General features: G+C 53.3%; 2 protein-coding genes. One reads left to right on the forward strand and one right to left on the reverse strand.

Features of this window, described 5'->3' with window-relative positions; genetic code table 11:
• Nucleotides 1-386 (forward strand): IS5 family transposase (locus DWB67_RS17635; protein WP_119808840.1); only part of this gene is annotated, 386 nt, incomplete at its 5' end.
• Between the two features lie 361 nt (nt 387-747).
• Here the strand turns inward: DWB67_RS17635 and DWB67_RS17640 are convergent.
• On the reverse strand, nt 748-1,296 hold the full coding sequence (locus DWB67_RS17640; protein WP_119808841.1) for a GNAT family N-acetyltransferase: 549 nt from the start codon (nt 1,294-1,296) through the stop codon (nt 748-750).
• Between the last annotated feature and the right edge of the window lie 235 nt (nt 1,297-1,531).

Here is a 1,531-nt window from a genome sequence, read left to right on the forward strand (position 1 = left end):
TGACGACTAAAATCGTCGCGCTAGTGGATGCGCTCGGCAATCTGATCCGTTTCCTATTATTGCCCGGGCAGGCACATGACACAAAAGGCGTCGCGCCACTGATCCGTAACGTTCCCTTCGGGGCTCTTCTGGCAGACAAAGCGTTTGACGCGAACTGGCTTCTGGAAGAACTGGATGCACGTGGGGCAAGCGCCGTGATCCCACCGAAATCAAACCGAAAGCAACATCGTAACTACGACGCAGACTCTTACAAGTGGCGCCATATGGTTGAAAACTACTTCGCAAAGATCAAGGAATTCCGAGGTATAGCAACACGCTATGACAAGACCGATTGCAGCTACACCGCCAATTGGAACCTCGCCGCAGCCCTGATTGCTTCAAGATGAATGTCCACGGGCCCTAGTTGCCGATGATCAGTATAAATGGCTCGTATGGATTTCTCGAATTCGCACAGATTGTGGAATGCCAAGAAGGCTGTTTTGACATGAGCAATCGAAAGGATGAGGCCCTTGCGGTTTATCTCAGATTTGGCCTCTTCGAGATCATTTCGAATGATCAGGCTTTGCACTAGACGCTTTTTCATGTCGGTGCCTTTCGAAACTCAGTTAGTTTCATGAGTGTCAGGTATAGGTAAGCTGCAATGCAGCGACGAAAACTGCAACGAACGACGGGAATGGTCCGTCACTTCCAGTAAGCCGATGCTGATCTGGCTGATACTGCGGTGCATCCGAGGTCGGCAGTGAGCCCTTACCGGACCTTCGCATACATTCGGCAGTCTCGCGGAACCTCAGAGATATTGGGGTGCAGGAAGTAGCGTCTCAGTACGCCCTCGAACGCCATACCTGTTTTCTCCAGCACCCGCGCTGATGCAGCGTTCTCCACATCGCAAAAGGCTTCGGCACGGTGGATTTGCGGATGGCTTAGGGCGTGGTCAACAAGCCAGTGCATGACCTCGGTGGCACAGCCTTTTCCCCAGCTTGCAGGACTGAGTACGTATCCATAGCTAACAGTAGATCCCCGTATGTGGGGATGAAACATGCCGACGAGTTCATCCGGTGCCTCGCGATCGAAAGCAACAAGAGGAAAGCCGGTTCCCTCATCCCATTCTGTCGCAACTCGCTCGAGAAACGCCCGTGTCTGTTTGACACACTGATGCGGTTTCCAGCCCAGGTAACGGGTTGCAATGGCATCCGTCCCGTAACTATCGAAGATCGCTTTGGCATCATTTGGCACGACACGCCTTAGTAGATAGCGGTCAGTCTGAAGCTCTTCGGGAAGGCGATAGGGATCGTTCATGTTCGGCATCATAAGTGGTCTCCGCCAGCAAGCAACGGCAGCTAGGTCCCGCAGACCGACGTATTGGTCGAAAAATGCTGCGCGATGCGCGAACGGCTGCTTTGACGGGCCGCACCGCAGCATTCGGACAGAGGTGGTCCTGAATTTTCGACCAGTTTTCCGCCGGGCTAAGCTATAGCATGGGTTTCATGTCAGGCGGCGGCTTTCAGGTGTTGATTGTGAGTATCATAGGCCT

This window comes from Paracoccus sp. JM45, assembly GCF_003590715.1.
In the GTDB taxonomy this organism is placed as follows: Bacteria; Pseudomonadota; Alphaproteobacteria; order Rhodobacterales; family Rhodobacteraceae; genus Paracoccus.

Bases quoted from the DNA above. Each gene is read 5' to 3' on its own strand.
- DWB67_RS17640 (WP_119808841.1), bottom strand. From the start codon at position 1,296: ATGAACGATCCCTATCGCCTTCCCGAAGAGCTTCAGACTGACCGCTAT.